At 74.3% G+C, this 16,061-nt stretch carries 12 protein-coding genes and 1 pseudogene; 5 read left to right on the forward strand and 8 right to left on the reverse strand.

Annotation, left to right across the window (positions count from 1 at the left end; all coding sequences use genetic code 11):
- Nucleotides 1–249 precede the first annotated feature (249 nt).
- Entirely contained in the window at nt 250–1,596 is a 1,347-nt protein-coding gene (locus ACFV6E_RS26470; RefSeq protein WP_385176940.1) for an MFS transporter, read from the forward strand.
- 317 nt (nt 1,597–1,913) lie between these two features.
- On the opposite strand, the gene ACFV6E_RS26475 is transcribed toward ACFV6E_RS26470, so the two are convergent.
- From ACFV6E_RS26475 to ACFV6E_RS26490, 4 genes are all read right to left on the reverse strand, one after another.
- Nucleotides 1,914–2,519 carry a dihydrofolate reductase family protein gene (locus tag ACFV6E_RS26475; protein ID WP_385176938.1) on the reverse strand — a complete coding sequence of 202 codons (606 nt, stop codon included), beginning with the start codon at nt 2,517–2,519 and terminating at the stop codon, nt 1,914–1,916.
- Nucleotides 2,520–2,893: 374 nt separating this feature from the next.
- Nucleotides 2,894–4,030: a CPBP family intramembrane glutamic endopeptidase gene (locus tag ACFV6E_RS26480; protein ID WP_385465046.1), complete on the reverse strand. Its 1,137-nt coding sequence runs from the start codon at nt 4,028–4,030 to the stop codon at nt 2,894–2,896.
- Between the two features lie 90 nt (nt 4,031–4,120).
- Nucleotides 4,121–5,737: a VWA domain-containing protein gene (locus tag ACFV6E_RS26485; RefSeq protein ID WP_385465049.1), complete on the reverse strand. Its 1,617-nt coding sequence runs from the start codon at nt 5,735–5,737 to the stop codon at nt 4,121–4,123.
- A gap of 593 nt (nt 5,738–6,330) precedes the next feature.
- Nucleotides 6,331–7,530, reverse strand: a complete 1,200-nt coding sequence (locus tag ACFV6E_RS26490) for an AAA family ATPase (protein ID WP_385465052.1) — start codon at nt 7,528–7,530, stop codon at nt 6,331–6,333.
- 92 nt (nt 7,531–7,622) lie between these two features.
- On the opposite strand from ACFV6E_RS26490, the gene ACFV6E_RS26495 reads away from it, so the two are divergent.
- Together ACFV6E_RS26495 and ACFV6E_RS26500 are read left to right on the forward strand one after the other, a co-directional pair.
- A complete protein-coding gene (locus ACFV6E_RS26495) occupies nt 7,623–10,082 on the forward strand; it encodes a sensor histidine kinase (protein WP_385465055.1) in 2,460 nt (819 codons plus the stop codon).
- The gene (locus ACFV6E_RS26500) at nt 10,082–10,738 is read left to right on the forward strand and encodes a response regulator (protein WP_385171148.1); all 657 of its coding nucleotides are present in this window, start codon (nt 10,082–10,084) and stop codon (nt 10,736–10,738) included. Before ACFV6E_RS26495 ends, ACFV6E_RS26500 begins: the two co-directional genes overlap by 1 nt.
- A gap of 304 nt (nt 10,739–11,042) precedes the next feature.
- On the opposite strand, the gene ACFV6E_RS26505 is transcribed toward ACFV6E_RS26500, so the two are convergent.
- The gene (locus ACFV6E_RS26505; protein ID WP_385465057.1) at nt 11,043–11,879 is read right to left on the reverse strand and encodes a class I SAM-dependent methyltransferase; all 837 of its coding nucleotides are present in this window, start codon (nt 11,877–11,879) and stop codon (nt 11,043–11,045) included.
- A gap of 183 nt (nt 11,880–12,062) precedes the next feature.
- On the opposite strand from ACFV6E_RS26505, the gene ACFV6E_RS26510 reads away from it, so the two are divergent.
- Both ACFV6E_RS26510 and ACFV6E_RS26515 read left to right on the forward strand, forming a co-directional pair.
- A complete protein-coding gene (locus ACFV6E_RS26510) occupies nt 12,063–12,656 on the forward strand; it encodes a TetR/AcrR family transcriptional regulator (protein WP_385171142.1) in 594 nt (197 codons plus the stop codon).
- A gap of 29 nt (nt 12,657–12,685) precedes the next feature.
- Nucleotides 12,686–13,129, forward strand: a complete 444-nt coding sequence (locus ACFV6E_RS26515) for a hypothetical protein (RefSeq protein ID WP_385171140.1) — start codon at nt 12,686–12,688, stop codon at nt 13,127–13,129.
- A 48-nt stretch (nt 13,130–13,177) separates the two neighbouring features.
- Here the strand turns inward: ACFV6E_RS26515 and ACFV6E_RS26520 are convergent, their stop codons facing one another.
- The 3 genes and pseudogenes from ACFV6E_RS26520 to ACFV6E_RS26530 form a co-directional block, all read right to left on the reverse strand.
- Complete coding sequence (locus ACFV6E_RS26520) at nt 13,178–13,843, reverse strand: hypothetical protein (protein ID WP_385171137.1); 666 nt, start codon at nt 13,841–13,843, stop codon at nt 13,178–13,180.
- 54 nt (nt 13,844–13,897) lie between these two features.
- Entirely contained in the window at nt 13,898–14,461 is a 564-nt protein-coding gene (locus tag ACFV6E_RS26525) for a CGNR zinc finger domain-containing protein (protein ID WP_385465060.1), read from the reverse strand.
- An 81-nt stretch (nt 14,462–14,542) separates the two neighbouring features.
- A pseudogene (locus ACFV6E_RS26530) lies at nt 14,543–16,042 on the reverse strand (ATP-binding cassette domain-containing protein); the annotation flags it as partial.
- Between the last annotated feature and the right edge of the window lie 19 nt (nt 16,043–16,061).

Below are 16,061 nucleotides of genomic sequence, written 5' to 3' on the forward strand. Positions count from 1 at the left end.
CCTCGGCTTCCCTCGGCACCCCGCGTCGTCGAGGTCCCGAATGTAGACCACGCTCCTGAGCGGCCCGCGGCCGGTCACCACCTGTGTTAAGGGACGGTTAGTTCTGGTCCCGGGGCCCTCGAACCGCCCCGCGGCCGTCGGCCACGCTGCACCGGCTCACGGTGACACGGACCGCCGCGGACTCCTCCCCCCGAGTCGCGCACCGGTCCCGCCCGAGCCGCACGCAGACGTCCCCCGAGTCGCAAGGAGATGACCGTGGCCAGCACGGACACACCCGCCCCCACCACGGCGCACAGCCCATGGAAGGCACTGGTCGGCGGTTCCGTCGGCAACATGATCGAGTGGTACGACTGGTTCGTCTACTCGACCTTCTCCGTGTACTTCGCCGCCGAGTTCTTCCCCGAGAGCGACGCCACCGCGCAGCTGCTGCACACGGCGGGCATCTTCGCGGTCGGCTTCTTCATGCGCCCGGTCGGCGGCTGGCTGCTCGGCCGCGTCGGGGACCGCAAGGGCCGCAAGGCCGCCCTCACCACCACCGTCACCCTGATGTCGCTGAGCGCCATCCTGATCGCCGTCGCGCCGACCTACGCGCAGGTCGGCTACTTCGGAGCGGTGGTCCTGCTCGTGGCCCGCCTGCTGCAAGGACTCTCCGTGGGCGGCGAGTACGCGGCCAGCGCCACCTACCTCAGCGAGGCGTCCACGCCCGGCAGGCGCGGCTTCTTCGCGAGCTGGCAGATGGTGTCCATGAAGATCGGCCAGCTCATCGGCCTCGGCATGCAGATCACCCTCCAGCACACCATGTCCGACGAGGTCCTCGGCTCCTGGGGCTGGCGCATCCCGTTCGTGGTGGGCGCCATCGGCGCGGCCGGCATCTTCTGGCTCCGCCGCAACCTGCTGGAGACCGAGGCCTACGAGGAACTGGACGAGGCCGACCCCCAGGCCGCCAAGCGCGGCACGCTGCGCGGACTCCTCGAGTACAAGCGCGAGTTCGTCATGATCCTCGCGTTCAGCATGGGCGGCACGCTCTGCGACTACACGTACTCCACGTATCTGACCAAGTACCTGTCCAACACGGCGGGCATGAGCAAGGACGACGCGGCGCTCGTCAGCTTCTGCGCGCTGATCGTCTTCATGCTGCTCCAGCCACTGGCCGGCGCGCTCTCCGACCGGATCGGCCGTCGGCCCCTGCTGATCACCTTCGGCATCGGCGCCGTGCTCTTCACCGTGCCGATCATGACGGCACTGGGACATGTCTCGACCTTCGGCGGAGCGCTGGGGCTGATGCTGGCCGGACTGGTGATCATCACCGGCTATACCTCCATCAGCGCCGTGGTGAAGGCGGAGCTCTTCCCGACGCACATCCGCGCGCTGGGTGTCGCCCTGCCCTACGCGATCGCCAACGCCCTGTTCGGCGGGACCGCCGAATACGTGGCGCTCTGGTTCAAGGACGCGGGGATCGAGTCGGGCTTCTACTGGTACGTCACCGGCTGCGCGGCCGTCTCGCTCGTGGTGTACGTCATGATGCGCGAGACCCGGGACGCGGTCTTCTCGCCGCACGAGAAGGCGCAACCGGCGCCGGAGGGCCTGGCCGCGTAGGGCTCGACGGTGCCCTGAGCGCCGTACAGGGCCTGCCGGTGCCCGTGCCTTACGGGGTCTGCCGCCCGGGTCAGACGTCCCGTTTGTGGCGTGGCGCGTGGTGTGGGTGCGGTCGGTAGAGCAGGAGCAGGGCCAGCAGCAGAGGTCCGGCGGTGCACAGCGTGAAGATCACGATTTCCCCTCTCCACTTCGCTGATTGCTCCATTCCTCCTACCCATACCTACCTTTCATAGGCATCAAGGGCATCAAAGGGGCATCGAGCCGCTTCCGCCCCGGAACGGATCCGGGGCGGAAGCGACGGGAACCGCCGATGACGGTCACTGCCGGAGATCGCCCTTGGCGTTCTCGTAGCTTCCCTCGCCGATCCGCTCGGCGGGCGCGTAGAGCAGGTTCAGCACCCCGGTGCTGAAGGTCTCGGAGGAGATCAGCTTCAGCGGGACCATCGTCTCGCCCTCCTCGAAGAGCCGCATGCCCTTGCGGACGGCGATGGGGTGCACCAGCAGGTGCAGTTCGTCCAGCAGCCCGGCGTCCAGCAGCTGACGGACCACGGAGACCGAGCCGCTCATCCCGATACGGCCGCCCGGCTCGTTCTTCAGGGCGGTCACCGCCTCGACGAAGTCGCCCCGGAGCACCTCGGAGTTGCGCCAGGTGAACTCGAGGTCCTGGTGCGACACGACGATCTTCCGGGCGTCGCCGAGGATCTTGGCGAAGGAGGCGTCCTCGCCGCCCGCCGCCTCCCGCTCCGGCCAGGCCCCGGCGAAGACCTCGTACGTCCTGCGGCCCAGGAGCAGGGTGTCCGTGGTGCCGAGGGTGTCACCGACGGCCGCTCCCATCTCGTCGTTGAAGTACGGGAAGTGCCACTTGTCGGGGGTCTCGACGACACCGTCGAGCGAGATGAACAGTTCCGCCACGATCTTCCTCATGGGAGCCTCCCTGAAGCCGTCGGTGTGTGGTGCGGTGTGGGTGGGTGTGCGTTCGCGCTCGTCCTGTTGGACGGCGCGGGCCGTGTGAACTCATCGGTGGTGCCGCGCCGGGCTGGATACGGGGGCCGGGCCGCCGCCCGGTGGTTCTCTGCCAAGCAGGGCGGGGCCGCTGTTTCCGCTTCGGCGTGTATCCGCTGGCGGCGTACGGCCGGTGCCGCGCGCGGACGGTGCCTACCGGCCAACCTCGGTCATGCGTGCCTGCTGCGTGATTGCCGGGCGACATACTCGTTCCCGGGGCCGAGGAGGCGCCCGCCCTTTCCCCCGAGGGGCGGTTCCCCGGACGGACGTCGCCCCTCGGCCCCGCCACCCCCGTATCAGCCACCGTGGCCGTTCTCCTCCAGCGGGCCGGGCCCGTCGGCCTGTCCGCCGGGCGCGTACGGGTGGGGAGCAGAGGGAGCATAAGGGACCGGTGCGGCCGGAGCAGCGAGGTATCCGGCCGGTTCCCGGCCCGCCGCGAAGCCGGGGAAGCCGGTTGCCGCGTTGGGGAAACCGAGCGTGGCGCCAGGGAACGGGACCGGCGGCCACGGGGCATCGGGCGGCGCGGGCACCGGAGCGGCGGCCGTGCGGGCCAGGGGCCTGCGCCGCACGAGCCACAGCACCGCCAGCGCGTACACCGCGGCGCCCGCGAGGTCGACGGCCACGATCTGCCAGGTCGCGTCGGCGGCCGTCTCGTCGCTCTTCAGGCCGTCGACCACCGCCGCGCTCAGCCCGAAGGCCAGCAGGTTGTTGACCGCGTGCAGGCCGATGGCCGCCTCGAGACCGCCGGTGCGCACGGTCAGCCAGCCGGCCAGCACCCCGTAGACGGTCAGGTCGGCGAAGCCCCACGCGGTGCCCCAGCCGTGGGCCGCGGCGAACAGCACGGCCTGCGGGAGGACCGCGATCCACGGCGACCGGAAGAAGGCGCCCGCCGCCTGAAGCAGCCAGCCCCGGAAGACGTACTCCTCGGCCGCCGCCTGGAGCGGCACCAGGACGACGAGCATCGCGAGGGCGGGCAGGAAGACGTCGAACCCCGCCCACCGGGACGGCGGCTCCGAGACGCCCGGCACCAGCAGCAGCACGCAGGCCGACACGGCGAGGACGGGCAGCGCCAGCAGCACGCAGCTGCCCAGCAGGCGCCACCGCAGCCGGCCGGTCACCGAGGACGCCGTACCGGCGGGCCGCCGACCGATCCAGCGGACGGCCAGGAGGACGACGGGTATGGCGGTCGCGATGAGCAGCAGATCGACGGCCGTGCCCGTCACCGGACCGAACTCGACCCACCCGTCCGGTCCTTCGGGGTACCCCTTGAGGGCACCCAGGCCGGACAGCGAGAGGTCGAGCAGACCGAGCAGGAGGACCCAGCCCACGGCCACGAAGAGCGTCCCGGTCACCGGCCGCCACCAGCGGTGGGACAGGGAGAGGCGGGCCAGCCGGTGGTACGTCAGGGGCGCGGGCGCCGGTGGAATCGTCATGCCCTCAGCCTGCCGGTCCGGATCCGTCCCGCCATCGGCCGCCGGCACGACCTTCGCCTCTGTCCCAGGGTAGGGATTGGACAGGGGCTCTCAGATCACGCGGAACAGGTCGGCGGCGGCCTGGACGTCGGTGAAGTCCTCGACGGAGCGGAGGTTGTCGCACAGCGCCTCCAGGACCGAACCGGTCCCGGCCGCGTCCGGAGCGCCGACGGCCACCCCGAAGACGCGGAAGCCCAGCCGGTGCTTGGCGTCGTTCCAGCCGCGCGTCCACTCCTCGGTGACGCCGCACTCGTCGTCGGTGAGCAGCACGATGTCGCCGCGGGCGCGGGCGGTGTCGTCGAACTCCGCCGCCAGCAGTTCGGCGGCGGCCGACAGGGGTGTCTGGTAACTGGTGCCGCCGCCGAGGAAGCTCTCCGCGAAGTCGAGGGTCCGGGCGATGCCGGCGGGCTCGGCGGCCGGGAACCGGAAGACCTGGAGCCTGCCGGGGGCGGAGAACAGGATGCCGACGAAGTCGCGTCCCGCGGAGCGGGCCTGGTCGAGCAGCGCCAGGGCGCACGCCTTGGTCCACGCCTCCCGGGTGACTGAGCCGGGGCCTTCCACGTACATGGAGTGCGAGGTGTCCACGCACGCGATGACAGCGCCCCGGCCGGTGGCCTGCTCGCCCTGGCTGTCGTAGAGCATCAGCTCACCTGCGGCGTAGCGGGCGGCGAACACCGCGCGCAGCGCGGGCAGGCCGAGGCCCGCGAGTTCGGAGGGGATGACGCGGGAGAGGTCGTCGCCGAGCGTGACGCCGACCAGTTCCCCGGTGGTGTTCTCCACCTTGCGGGCGCGTTCGCCCGCGGCCATCTGCCGGAAGCGGCCGATGAGTTCGGCCCAGCGGGCGAGGCGGCCGGTGCGCAGCCGTTCGGCGAGCCGGGCGCGCTCGTCGAACGGCATCCGCTCCAGTTCGCCGGGGGCGACGCCCCAGGCCCGCAGCAGCGCCGCCTCCGCCCGTACGGCCCCGGCCGCCCGCGCCGCCGCGTCGTGCGCGCCGGCCCGGAGGCCGGGGGCCGCCGCCGCGAGCGCCTGCGCGGCGCCCCGGGCGGCCCGCCGCGCGGTGGCCTCGGCGGCCTGCGCGGCCCCTGCCGCCTGCCGGACGGCGTCGGCGGCCGGGTCCGGCACGGTGCCGTCCGTCGCGGCCTCGGCGGCGGCCCGCTGGAGCGCCTCGCTCACGGCGTCCGCCGCGTCCTCGGCGGCCCGCCGCGCCTGCCCCGCCCGCGCGGCCTGCTCGCGTGCCTCCCGGGAACGCTCCAGCAGCGCGCGCAGCGCGGGGGCCTGGGCGAGTACGGCCATGGCGGCGGCGTACGGGTCGCCGGCCGTCTCCCGGTGCAGCCCGGCGAACTCCGGGGACTCCACCAGCGAGCTGATGACCTGGTGGTTGACCAGCCGCGACGGATCCATCTCCGCGGGCTCGCGCACCTTCGGGACCATCTTGTACGCGGCGAGGAAGGCGTCCGCCAGGAGGTCGGCGGCGTGCTCGTGACGCCCGGCCAGCTCCCCGGCCAGCTCGCGCAGCCCCGCCGACTGCGCGTAGGTGTCGCCCCAGGCGACCCGGTCGAACCGATCCGCGACGACGACGGAGACACACCCCCCGACACCCCCACCGGAACCGGCCCCCCCGACCCACCGCCCGACCGCCGTCACCAACGCACCCAACGACCCGGACACCCCACCTCCGCCCAACGGACGCGACGCCTCACCCACGTCAGCAGCACCGGCCACCCCGCCGGTGCCCGGCCCACCCGGCGTCCCGCCCGTGCCCGGCCCACCCGGCGTCCCGCGTCCGCCCGGCCCGCCCGGCGCCCCGCCTTCGCCCGACGCGCTCGCCGCCCCGCCCGTGCCGAGCCCACCCGTCGCCGCGCCCGCAGTCGGCCCGCTCTGGCCCGGTCTGCTCTGCACCCCGCCCTGGCCCGGCTTGCCCGGCGCCCCGCCCGCACTCGACGCGTTCGCCGCCCCGCCTGGTGCCCCGCGTCCGTCCGGCCCGCCCGGCGTCCCGCCTTCGCCCGACGCGCTCGCCGCCCCGCCCGTGCCGAGCCCACCCGTCGCCGCGCCCGCAGTCGGCCCGCTCTGGCCCGGTCTGCTCTGCACCCCGCCCTGGCCCGGCTTGCCCGGCGCCCCGCCCTCACTCGACGCGTTCGCCGCCCCGCCTGGCGCCCCACCTCCGTCCGGCCCGCCCGGCGTCCCGCTCGCACCCCGATTCGGCCCACCCGGTACCGCGCCCCCGCTCATCCTCCCTCCCTCCCTCTCTCCTCCCGCCCCGGTCAGAGCTGTGCCTCGATCATGCTTGCGTCCACGCCCAGGGCTTCGGTGAGGACGCGGGCGCGGACGGCGCGCTGGCGGGCGGTGACGCGGTCGATGGCGGCGGTGGAGCGCCCCGCGCCCGCCGCCTCCGCGCGCAGCTTCTCCAGCCGTCTTCCGGCCATGGCGAGTTTGTGGTGGGCGTGCTTGATGACCCACTCGCTCAGCGCCTCGCGGGACTGCCCCGCCATCGCGTCGAGCTGGGCCTCCAGCTCCCCGATGGTGTCGGCCAGGTCGAGCGCCTCCTTGGCGTCGGGGTTGACCAGGTTCAGCACCTCGCGCTCGACGGCCGGGCGTTCGGCCGGGGAGTTCCACAGCACGTGGGTCAGCACCGACAGGTCGGTCTCGGCGACCGCCGGGCGGCCGTCGAGGTACGCGGACGCCTGGAGCAGACGTACGGCCTGCCGCCAGCGCCGGTCGGAGGCGACGAGCTCCCGGCGGCGCAGCGCGGCCCGCAGCGTGCACACCGCGTCGACGATCGCGTCCGGTACCTCCACGGCCGGGACGGAATCGGTCACGGCCCGCTGCAATGCGGCCAGTGCGACCGTGGTCCGGGCCGGCGCCGCCGGGCGGCTGACGGCGGAGCGGACCAGCGCCGCGAAGTTCGAGGGATCCTCCAGGTAACCGACCTCGATCCGCACCAGCAGCCGGTCGTAGATCGCGGCCGAGTCCTCGCCGACCGGCAGCTCGTTGCTCGCCGTGATCGCCCCGATCAGCGGGCAGCGGATCGGCTCACCGCCGTTCTCGGGGTGGTAGATCCGCTCGTTGAGGAAGCCGAGGGTTTCGTTCAGCGCAGCCGTGGAGCACTTGAAGATCTCGTCGATGAACGCGATATGCGCGGTGGTGGCCCGGCCGTCGTACACCTGCCGGTACTCGCCCCCGGCGAGCGCGGCGACGTCGATGGGCCCGAACATCCGCGTGGGCGCGGTGAACTTCGACAGCAGGATCTCCCAGTACGCCGCCCCCTCGATCCGGCCCGTCAGCTCCCGGGCCAGCTCGGACTTGGCCGTCCCGGGCGGGCCGAGCACCAGCGAGTGCTGCCCCGCCAGCAGCGTCACCACCAGCGTCCGCACCACGTCGTCCCGCTCGTAGAAACGGTCCGACAGCTCACCGCTGATCGCCCGCAGCCGCTCCGCCGTCCCCCGCGCGTCCTCTGCGCCCATCCCCGACTCCATGCCGTGCGCTCCGCCTGGTCCCCCTCGTCCCCGACGGCGCATGCCCCGGCTGGCAGCCGCACCGTACGCTCGGGCGAGACATGGGAACCATACGCAACTGGCTGCTCCCCGGATGCCTCGCCGCCGCACAGCTCGGCCGGCTGTGGCCCGGGACCGCGCTGACCGGTACACAGCCGCCGGGCACGGCCGCCGTCACCGGCATGCTGCTCGCGCTCGCCGGAGAGACGGCCGCCCTGGGCTTCCGGCGCCGGACACCGGTACGGGCCCTCGCCGGTACCCTCGCCGCGCTCGTACTGGGCCAACTGGCCTGCCCGGACGAGTACTTGGGCGTCGGAGTGCTCGTCGCCCTGTACTCCGTGGCGGTCCACTGCCCGGTGCCCGTGACCCTGTGCGCCGTCACCGCGGGCGTCGGCACGGAGTGGCTGCTGTCCTTCGCACGCATCGGACCGCATCCCGCGCTCGTGGCGGAGTGGACGATCGGCGCGCTCGTGTACGTGAGCTGCGCAGGGCTCGGCGAGGCGCGCCGGCAGTGGCTCGCGGGCCGGCTGACGGCGGCCCGGCGGCTGGCCGCGGCCGAGCACGGCAGACAGCGGGCGGGCGACGACGAACGCGAGCGACTGGCGCGGGAGTTGCACGATGTCAGCGCCCACCACCTGACCTCGGTCGTCATCACCGTGGACGCCGCGCGCAGGCTCGGCGACGGCCGACCCGCCCTGACGGCCGAGGCGCTCGCGTTCGCCGAGCGCACCGGCACCGAGACCCTGACCGCGCTGCGACGGCTGGTCGGCCTCCTGCGCGACAGCGACAGCGACAGCGACAGCCACAGCCACAGTGACAGTCACAGCGACAGCCACAGCCACAGCCACAGTGACAGCCGTCATGCTGATCACGGCGGCTCCGACCGCTTCGGAACCGGGTGGCGGCAGCAGTCCACGACCGGGCGGATCGAGGAGCTCGTCGCCGGTTTCGGCAGGCTGGGCCGGCCCATCACCACGGAGCTGCCCGGGAACCTGGCGGGCCCGGCGGCCGAAGCGGTGCACGGCATCGTCCGGGAGGCCCTCACCAACGCGCTGCGCCACGCACCCGGCGCCGCGGTGACCGTCACCGTCCGCCGCACGAACGGACAACTCGCGCTGAGCGTCGACAACACCCCGGGCCGCGCCGCCGCGTCCCCGGCCACCGGCGGCCTCGGCTCGGGGCGCGGGGTCGCGGGCATGCGGGCGCGCGCGGCGGCGGCCGGCGGGGAACTGACCGCGGGGCCGGGGCCCGACGGGGGCTGGCGGGTGCGGGCCACCCTGCCGGACATGACGGGCCCGCGGCCGGCCGCCGCAGGTCAGTGGCGCCGCGACGTCCTGCGCGAACAGCGCCTCGCCGACCCGGCGCTGGCGTTCACCGCCACGGTCCTCCCGCTCGTCGTCGCCCTCGCCGCCCTGGAGGACGTTCCGGAACCCGGCCGCCGCGCCGCACCGACGGGCCTCGCCGTCCTGGCCGCGCTGCTGGCCGTGCACGCCCTGCCCCTGCTGTGGCGGCGGCGGTCTCCGTGGGCGGCGTTCGCGGGGGTACTGGCGACCGCCTGGTTGTGGCCCGTCGCCGTCGCCCGGTCCGTACTGCCGCCCGGGACGGGGGAGTTCGTCGCCGGGGGAGTGGTCGCCGAACTTGCCGCGGTGTACGCCCTCGCCGTCTACGGCCGGGGCGCGGCCCGCACCTGGCCGTCGCCGGTCGTGGCCGCGGCGGGGACGGCGGCGGTCTGGACGGCGACCGCCGCCGCCGACGGGGAGCTGGGCGGCGAGGCCGCCTCAGGGCTCGTGGCGCTCGCGATCGCCGTACCACTGTGCCTGGCGCTGTGCGTCCTCTTCCTCGCGCCGTGGGGCGCGGGCCTCGCCGTCCGCCGCCGCAGGCTGCGCGTCCTGGCCCACGAGGACCACGCGCTCGCCAGCACCGAGTGGCACGCTGGCCTGGCCGCCGACGCGGAACGCCGGCGGCTGGCGGCCCGGCTGCACGACGCGGTGCTCGACCGTACGGCGGCGCTCGTCGAACACGCCCGGCAGGAACGGCTCGCGGACGTGGCGGTCACCGCCAGGTCCGCCCTGGCCGCCATGCGCGAACTGCTGCACGGCCTCGGCGACACCGGCGCACCCGGTCCGCAGGACCCGGCGCCGACCCTGGCCGACCTGGAACCGCTGTGCCGCTCGCTGCGCACGGCCGGCCGGGACGTGACGCTGCGCGGTCTGCCCGGGGCCGCGGCGGAACTGCCGCCCGCCGTCGCCCTGTCGGCGTACCGCATCGTCGAGGCGGCCCTCGGCGCGGGCGACCGGAACCCGGCCCGGGTCACCCTGCGCCGCCGCCGCGGCACCCTGCACCTGACGGTCACCGGGGTGCGGCTCGCCGTCGCCGGTCCCGTCGCGGAACGTCTGCGGGTGCGGGCCGGCACGGGGGAGGGCCGTATCGCGTTCGACCCGGCCGGTACGGTACGGGTGTCCCTGCCGGCCGGTTCGCACCCGGCCCCCGCCCAGGAGGTGTCCCCGTCGTCATACGCGTGATGGTCGTCGACGACCAGCCCGTGGTCCGCGCGGGCTTCGCCGCCATCGTGGACGCCGAAGCCGATCTGACGGTGGTGGGCGAGGCGGGCGACGGTGCGTCGGCGGTGTCGCTCGCGGCGGCCGTGGCCCCCGATCTCGTCCTGATGGACATCCGGATGCCCGGCATGGACGGACTCACCGCGACCCGCCTCGTCACCGCCCTCGACAACGCCCCACGCGTGCTCGTCCTCACCACCTTCGACCTCGACGCGTACGTGTACGAGGCGCTGCGGGCCGGCGCGTCGGGGTTCCTGCTCAAGGACGCGCTGCCCGAGGACCTGCTCGCGGCCGTACGGGTGGTGGCCGCGGGCGACGGCATCCTCGCCCCGGGTGTCACCCGCCGCCTCATCGACACCTTCGCCCAGGGCGCACCGCCGCCGCCCGCCGTCACCGGAGCGCTGGCCGCGCTCACCCCGCGCGAGCGGCAGGTGCTGCTGCACCTCGCGTCCGGTCTGACCAACGCCGAGATCGGCACGGAGCTCGGCGTCACCACCGGCACGGTCAAGACGCACGTCAACGCGCTGCTGAAGAAGCTCGGCCTGCGCGACCGGGTACAGGCCACGATCCTGGCCTACGAGAGCGGTCTGATCCGGCCGCGCGGCACACCGGCGGTCTGATCCGGCCGCGCGGCACACCGGCCGTCTGACGGCGGCGCCGACCGTCGGGGCGGGGCTGGGGGAGGAGGGCTGTGGTGGGGGTCCGGGAGAGGCCCCCCACCACATCGGTCTCACACACGTAGCCGGGCATGGAGGGTGTGCGTGAGCCCGTCGGTGTCGCTCGCGCCGTGGACCTGGCTTTCGGCGAGCGCTGTCGCGAAGGACAACTGCTTCCGGTCCCGAGGGGTTCTCGGACGCACCTCCATCGAGCGATTCGGGGGCGTCGCGATTGACACCGGGCGCGCGATGGACGCCGGACGGTGGATCAGGCCGTGCCGGTTCGCGTCGCTGCGGCGGCCACGGTGGCGTAGCGCATCGTGAAGCCGCCCCCTGCCGCGTCGACGGCGGCGCCGATGCCGTCCAGCACCTCGGCCAGTTCGGCTTCCGGGAGCCGGGTGAAGGCGCCCTGGGTGGGCAGCTGGTCCAGCCACTCGTCCCGGGTGTAGTGCCGCTCCCAGTCAAAGCGCCACCGCTCGGGCTCGGTGAACGCCCCCGCCCGCACCATGCCCTCGGCGGCCTTGCCGCACAGCGCCGCGTACCCGTCCACGGCCGGCCCCGACCACTGCCGGGCGGCGAGCGAGCCGGGCACCAGCCGGTCGCAGACCCCGGCGAAGGCCTCGGCCAGTTCGGCCGGTGGGCGGCCCGCGTTCCAGAACAGGGCCAGCAGACCGCCGGGGCGCAGCACCCGGGCCGCCCGGTCGGCTCCGGCGAGCGGATCCACCCAGTGCCAGGTCTGTCCGGAGACGACGGCGTCGAAGGTCCGTCCGGCCGGGTCCCAGGTCTCGAACGGCGCCACCTCCACGTCGAGTCCGTGCCGCCGCGCCAGGTCGGCCATCCGTGCGTCGGCGTCGACCCCCAGCACGCGGCACCCCGCCGCCGCGCACTGCCGGGCCACGATGCCGGTGCCGCAGCCGACGTCGAGGACGTCGGGCCCGGGGCTCACGGCGACGATCCGCTCCACGAGGGCGCGGGGATAGCGGGGGCGGGCCCGGTCGTAGCGCTCGGCGTCCGCGCCGAACGACTCGGCCACGTCGCGCTGTTGATGGGGCGCGGGTTCGGGCCGGCCGTGCCGTGGACTGTTCTCCGCAGGTAAAGTGGGCATGCGCCCACTATGAGTGGGCAAGTGCCCACTCGTCAATGGAGCCGGACGACGGGGGCGGGCGACGGAAGCGGGACGGAAGACCGGCCGAGCCGGCCGACCTGGACGATCGGCCGAGCCGGGCGACCGGGTGGCCGGCCGAGCTGGGCGACCGGGTGAGCCCGTCATGACGGAAGGAAGTGCGTGGTGCCCACAGGAGTAGCCATCCGTGACGTTCGCGAGCAGCTCTTCGACGCCGCGGAGCGGGTGCTGCTGCGGGACGGGCCCAGCGTGCTGACCAGCCGGGCGGTCACCACGGAGGCCAACTGCGCCAAGGGGGTCCTGCACCGGCACTTCGCCGACTTCGACACCTTCCTCGCCGAACTCGTCCTGGACCGCGCGGCCCGGGTCGAGGTGCAGTCGGCGGGCCTGCGCGAGTCCGCGGGCACGGGCACCGTCACCGGCAACCTCACGCGGACGCTGACGGATCTCTTCGGCTCGGTCGCGGTGGCCATCGTCAGCCTCGTCATCTCCCGCGACGGTCTGCGCGCCCGGCTGCGCAAGGCCAGGCCCACCGGCGTCCCGCTCCTGACGGACGCCGCCGCCGCGATCGCCGGTTACCTCACCGCCGAGCGCGCACTCGGCCGGATCACCGCGGACGCCGACGTCGACACCCTCGCGCCCACCCTGATCGGCGCCGCGCACATGCTGTTCGCCGACAGACGCGGCACCCCGCCGACGCCCGAAGCCGTCCGCAAGGCCGTGGCCGCGGTCCTCGCAGGCTTCGAAAACCAGGTGTAGCCACGGATGTCCGCGCTTACGGTGCGGTCATGCACCGGAACGGCGGGCAGGGGAGACGGCAGGCGAGGCGAACGCGCACCGAGCGGGCGCCCCGGCCCGCCGGGGTGCCGGATCTCACCGGTGCCCGCGTGGTCCTCGTCGGCTACTTCTCCGCCAAGCGGAAGGACTTCGGTGACGTCATGGACGCGGCCGTCGCCGAGCTGACGGGACGCGGCGCCGAGGTGGTGGGACGGGCAGTCCAGCGCCGTGGCGTGTCCGACGGCGGCGTCCGCAAGATGCATCTGCCGCTCTCGCCCCGCACCGTCCTCCGTAACGGAAAGGTCCGCGAGGTCGCCGCACTCCGCGCCGCGACGGCGGCCGATACGGTCGTACTGCTCTGGCCCCTGACGGGACGTCAGCGCGGCCTGCTGGCACAGGAACTCGGGTGCGCCGTGCTCGGAACGAGGGAGACGGATCCCGGCGGAGCCGGGTGAAGGCTCCCCGCACCGGCCCGGCCACACCCGCCGATACGCGCACCGTTCTCACCAATCGATGTGCGCGCGGATCCACCCCCGCAGCGCCTCCTCCTCCCCCGCGGGCGGCAGCTCCGGGGCGCAGTCGAGCGGGGTGCAGGAGAGCTGGAGGTGGGTCAGATAGCCGTACGGGCCGTTGTCGGAGGCCGGACCGACTATCAGGGCGTGCGTGCCGGTGCGCCAGATGTACTGCGGGAGCGAGGGGCCGAGCGCCTCGTCGGCCGACGGCACGGTCCGCTCGGGCTCCGCGCCGAGATGCTCCGCCACCGTCCGCGCCGCCCGGGCCAGTACGGCCTCGCAGTCCTGCGCGGTGCACGGCCGCTGCCCCGACCAGCCGGGCAGCGCCTGCCAGTCGTCGATGAGGCCGTACAGCCAGGGGCCGTTGTCCAGCGGCTCGTCGTCCGGGTCCGGCGGATACAGCTCTCCGAACACCAGGAAGGACCGTATGCCGGGCCGGCCGAACGGGCTCATCCCGTCGGCGCACACCACGTGCCCGGAACCGGTGAGCAGGGATTCGCAGACCATCTCGGTGAAGTCCCACCCGCGCCGCTCCACCTCGGCCTCGACGGCGTCGAAGTCCTCCGGGACGTGCGGTGCCGTGGGCAGGCCGACGTATTCGGCGACGGCCTGCGGGGTCAGCGGACAGTGGGCGAGAGCAAGTACGGGAACCGACATGCCGATCACCCTAGAGGCAGGGTCTGACAACGCCCCGTCCGGCGGAGGCTCCGGTCAGTGGGCGGTGGCGGTCTGCGCCTGCTTCTTGCGGGCGCGGTAGGCGGCCGCCTTGATCTTGTTCCCGCAGGACTCCATGCCGCACCACTGCCGGCGCATGCCGCGCGAGCGGTCGATGTACACACGCGTGCACTCGGGGTTGCCGCACTCCTTCATCAGGGGCACGTCCGGCCCGCTGAGGAGCTCGACGGCCTGCCGCGCCACGGTCGCCAGGGCCTCGGCGGGCGTCGCGTCCGTCCGCCGTCCGGCGGTGGTGAGCCGGGGCGCCGCGGCGGGCTTGCGCGCCGCGGCGTTGACCACGGTCAGCGCCTCGTCGTCGTACGGCTCGCCGAGCCGGCGGGCGGTGACGAGCCGGTAGACGGCCTCCCGTACGACGATGGCCTCCTCGACGTCGGAGTCCTGGCCGGGGGAGACGAAGTCGACGACGCCGGACTCCACGTACCAGGCGTTCAGCCGGTCCGGCGAGACGAACATCTCGAACCGCGCCGAGCGGCGGGCGCGGAGCGTCGCGGCGAAGTCGAGGGCCGGGTTCCCGCAGACGAAGACGTGTTCCAGGTTCACATCACCATTCTGGCAGGTGATGCCAGTACCGGCAAGGAATGTCACCTGTCCAATCGGTGATGTGAACCCGGAGAAATTTCAGGGGGCGCCGAGGTCGGTCTCGGCGAGCAGGCCGAGGGAGTCCAGCGGGACGGCCGCGGCCTGCCCGGCGCCGAGGGCCAGCTCGTACGTGTCGCGGACGGTGCGGTCGGGGCGGGCGAACACGGTGTCCTGTTCGAGTACGCCCACGGTCAGCCCGCGCCTGCGCCGCACCTCGCCGTCCGGCACCGGACGCCCGGCGAGCACCGCGAGGAGCGTCGACTTCCCGGAGCCGTTCGCCCCGGAGACCAGCAGCCGCTCGGTGGCCGACACGTCGAGGCGGTCGACGGTGAGCCGCCCCGGCACGCGTACGCCGCGCAGGGAGACGGCCGTCCCCTCCGCGGCCGGCGCGGCGAGCGCCGTGCGCCGGAACCGCAGGGGCGGCGGCGGTGCGCCGACCTGCTCGCGCTCCAACAGCTCCAGTCTGCGCGCGGCGTTGCGCACCCGCCGCGAGATCTGGCTCTGCACCCGCCCGCCGCGGTGGCCGTACCCCATCTTCTCGTTGTCGCGCCGCTCCCGGTCGGGGGCGACCCGGTGCGCGGTCACGTCGACCGCGTGGCGCAGCCCGGCCAGCTCCTCCTGCTCGGCCGCGTGGCGCTCCTCCCACCGCGCCCGCTCCGCGCGCTTGTGGGCCAGGTAGGCGCTGTAGTTGCCGCCGTACCGGACGGGTCCGTCGACCGCCGGATCGAGGTCGATCACATCCGTGCAGACGGCGTCCAGGAACGCCCGGTCGTGACTGGCCACCACGACGACTCCGGACAGGGCGCGCACCTGCCCCTCCAGGAAGGCGGCCGCGCCGTCGTCGAGGTGGTTGGTGGGCTCGTCCAGGAGCAGCGCCGACGGCCTGCGCAGCAGCAGCGCGGCGAGCGCGAGCCGGCCGCGCTGCCCGCCGGACAGCGAGCCGAGCGTCCGCCCGTGCCCGAATCCGCCGAGGCCGAGCCCGGCGAGCACGATCGCGGCACGCCGGTCGGCGTCCCAGGACTCCCGCTCCTGGGCCTGTTCGAGCCGTTGCCCGTACGCGTCGAGCAGGTCGGCGTGGCCGGGGGAGTCCGCCGGCGCCTCGGCGATCCGCCGGGTCAGCCGGTCGAGTTCGGCGAGGTCGTCGCGGGCCTCGGCAAGCGCGTCGTCGAGCACTCCGGCGATCGTGGCGGCGGGGTCGTAGGGCATCTCCTGGTGCAGGAAGCCGAGGTCGGCGGGGCGTACGACGCTGCCGGAGTCGGGCGCGTCGGCCCCGGCGAGCAGCCGCAGCAGGGTCGACTTGCCCGCCCCGTTCTCCCCGATCAGGCCGATGCGGCGGCCGGGGGCGGCGGTGAGGGAGACACCGTCCAGGACCCGCCGGCCGCCGAGGGAGCGGACCAGATCGCGGGCGAGCAGGGGCGACGCGTCGGACGCGGACAGGGACGGCAGCAAGAAGCGGGGTGACTGGTCGTCGGATGCGGGCATGGGGGTCCACCTCACGTGATCGGGTCTCGGCCCGCCGGGCGGTGCCTCGGGCGCGGGCATGGAGGAGCACGTCAGCGGT

This window comes from Streptomyces sp. NPDC059785, from assembly GCF_042732375.1.
Taxonomy (GTDB): Bacteria; Actinomycetota; Actinomycetes; order Streptomycetales; family Streptomycetaceae; genus Streptomyces.

What these genes read in the sequence shown, in the direction of transcription:
- ACFV6E_RS26470 (WP_385176940.1), top strand. Translation starts at nt 250, where the DNA reads ATGACCGTGGCCAGCACGGACACACCCGCCCCCACCACGGCGCACAGC.
- ACFV6E_RS26475 (WP_385176938.1), bottom strand. Translation starts at nt 2,519, where the DNA reads ATGAGGAAGATCGTGGCGGAACTGTTCATCTCGCTCGACGGTGTCGTC.
- ACFV6E_RS26480 (WP_385465046.1), bottom strand. Translation starts at nt 4,030, where the DNA reads ATGACGATTCCACCGGCGCCCGCGCCCCTGACGTACCACCGGCTGGCC.
- ACFV6E_RS26490 (WP_385465052.1), bottom strand. Translation starts at nt 7,530, where the DNA reads ATGGGCGCAGAGGACGCGCGGGGGACGGCGGAGCGGCTGCGGGCGATC.
- ACFV6E_RS26495 (WP_385465055.1), top strand. Translation starts at nt 7,623, where the DNA reads ATGGGAACCATACGCAACTGGCTGCTCCCCGGATGCCTCGCCGCCGCA.
- ACFV6E_RS26500 (WP_385171148.1), top strand. Translation starts at nt 10,082, where the DNA reads ATGGTCGTCGACGACCAGCCCGTGGTCCGCGCGGGCTTCGCCGCCATC.
- ACFV6E_RS26505 (WP_385465057.1), bottom strand. Translation starts at nt 11,879, where the DNA reads ATGCCCACTTTACCTGCGGAGAACAGTCCACGGCACGGCCGGCCCGAA.
- ACFV6E_RS26515 (WP_385171140.1), top strand. Translation starts at nt 12,686, where the DNA reads ATGCACCGGAACGGCGGGCAGGGGAGACGGCAGGCGAGGCGAACGCGC.
- ACFV6E_RS26520 (WP_385171137.1), bottom strand. Translation starts at nt 13,843, where the DNA reads ATGTCGGTTCCCGTACTTGCTCTCGCCCACTGTCCGCTGACCCCGCAG.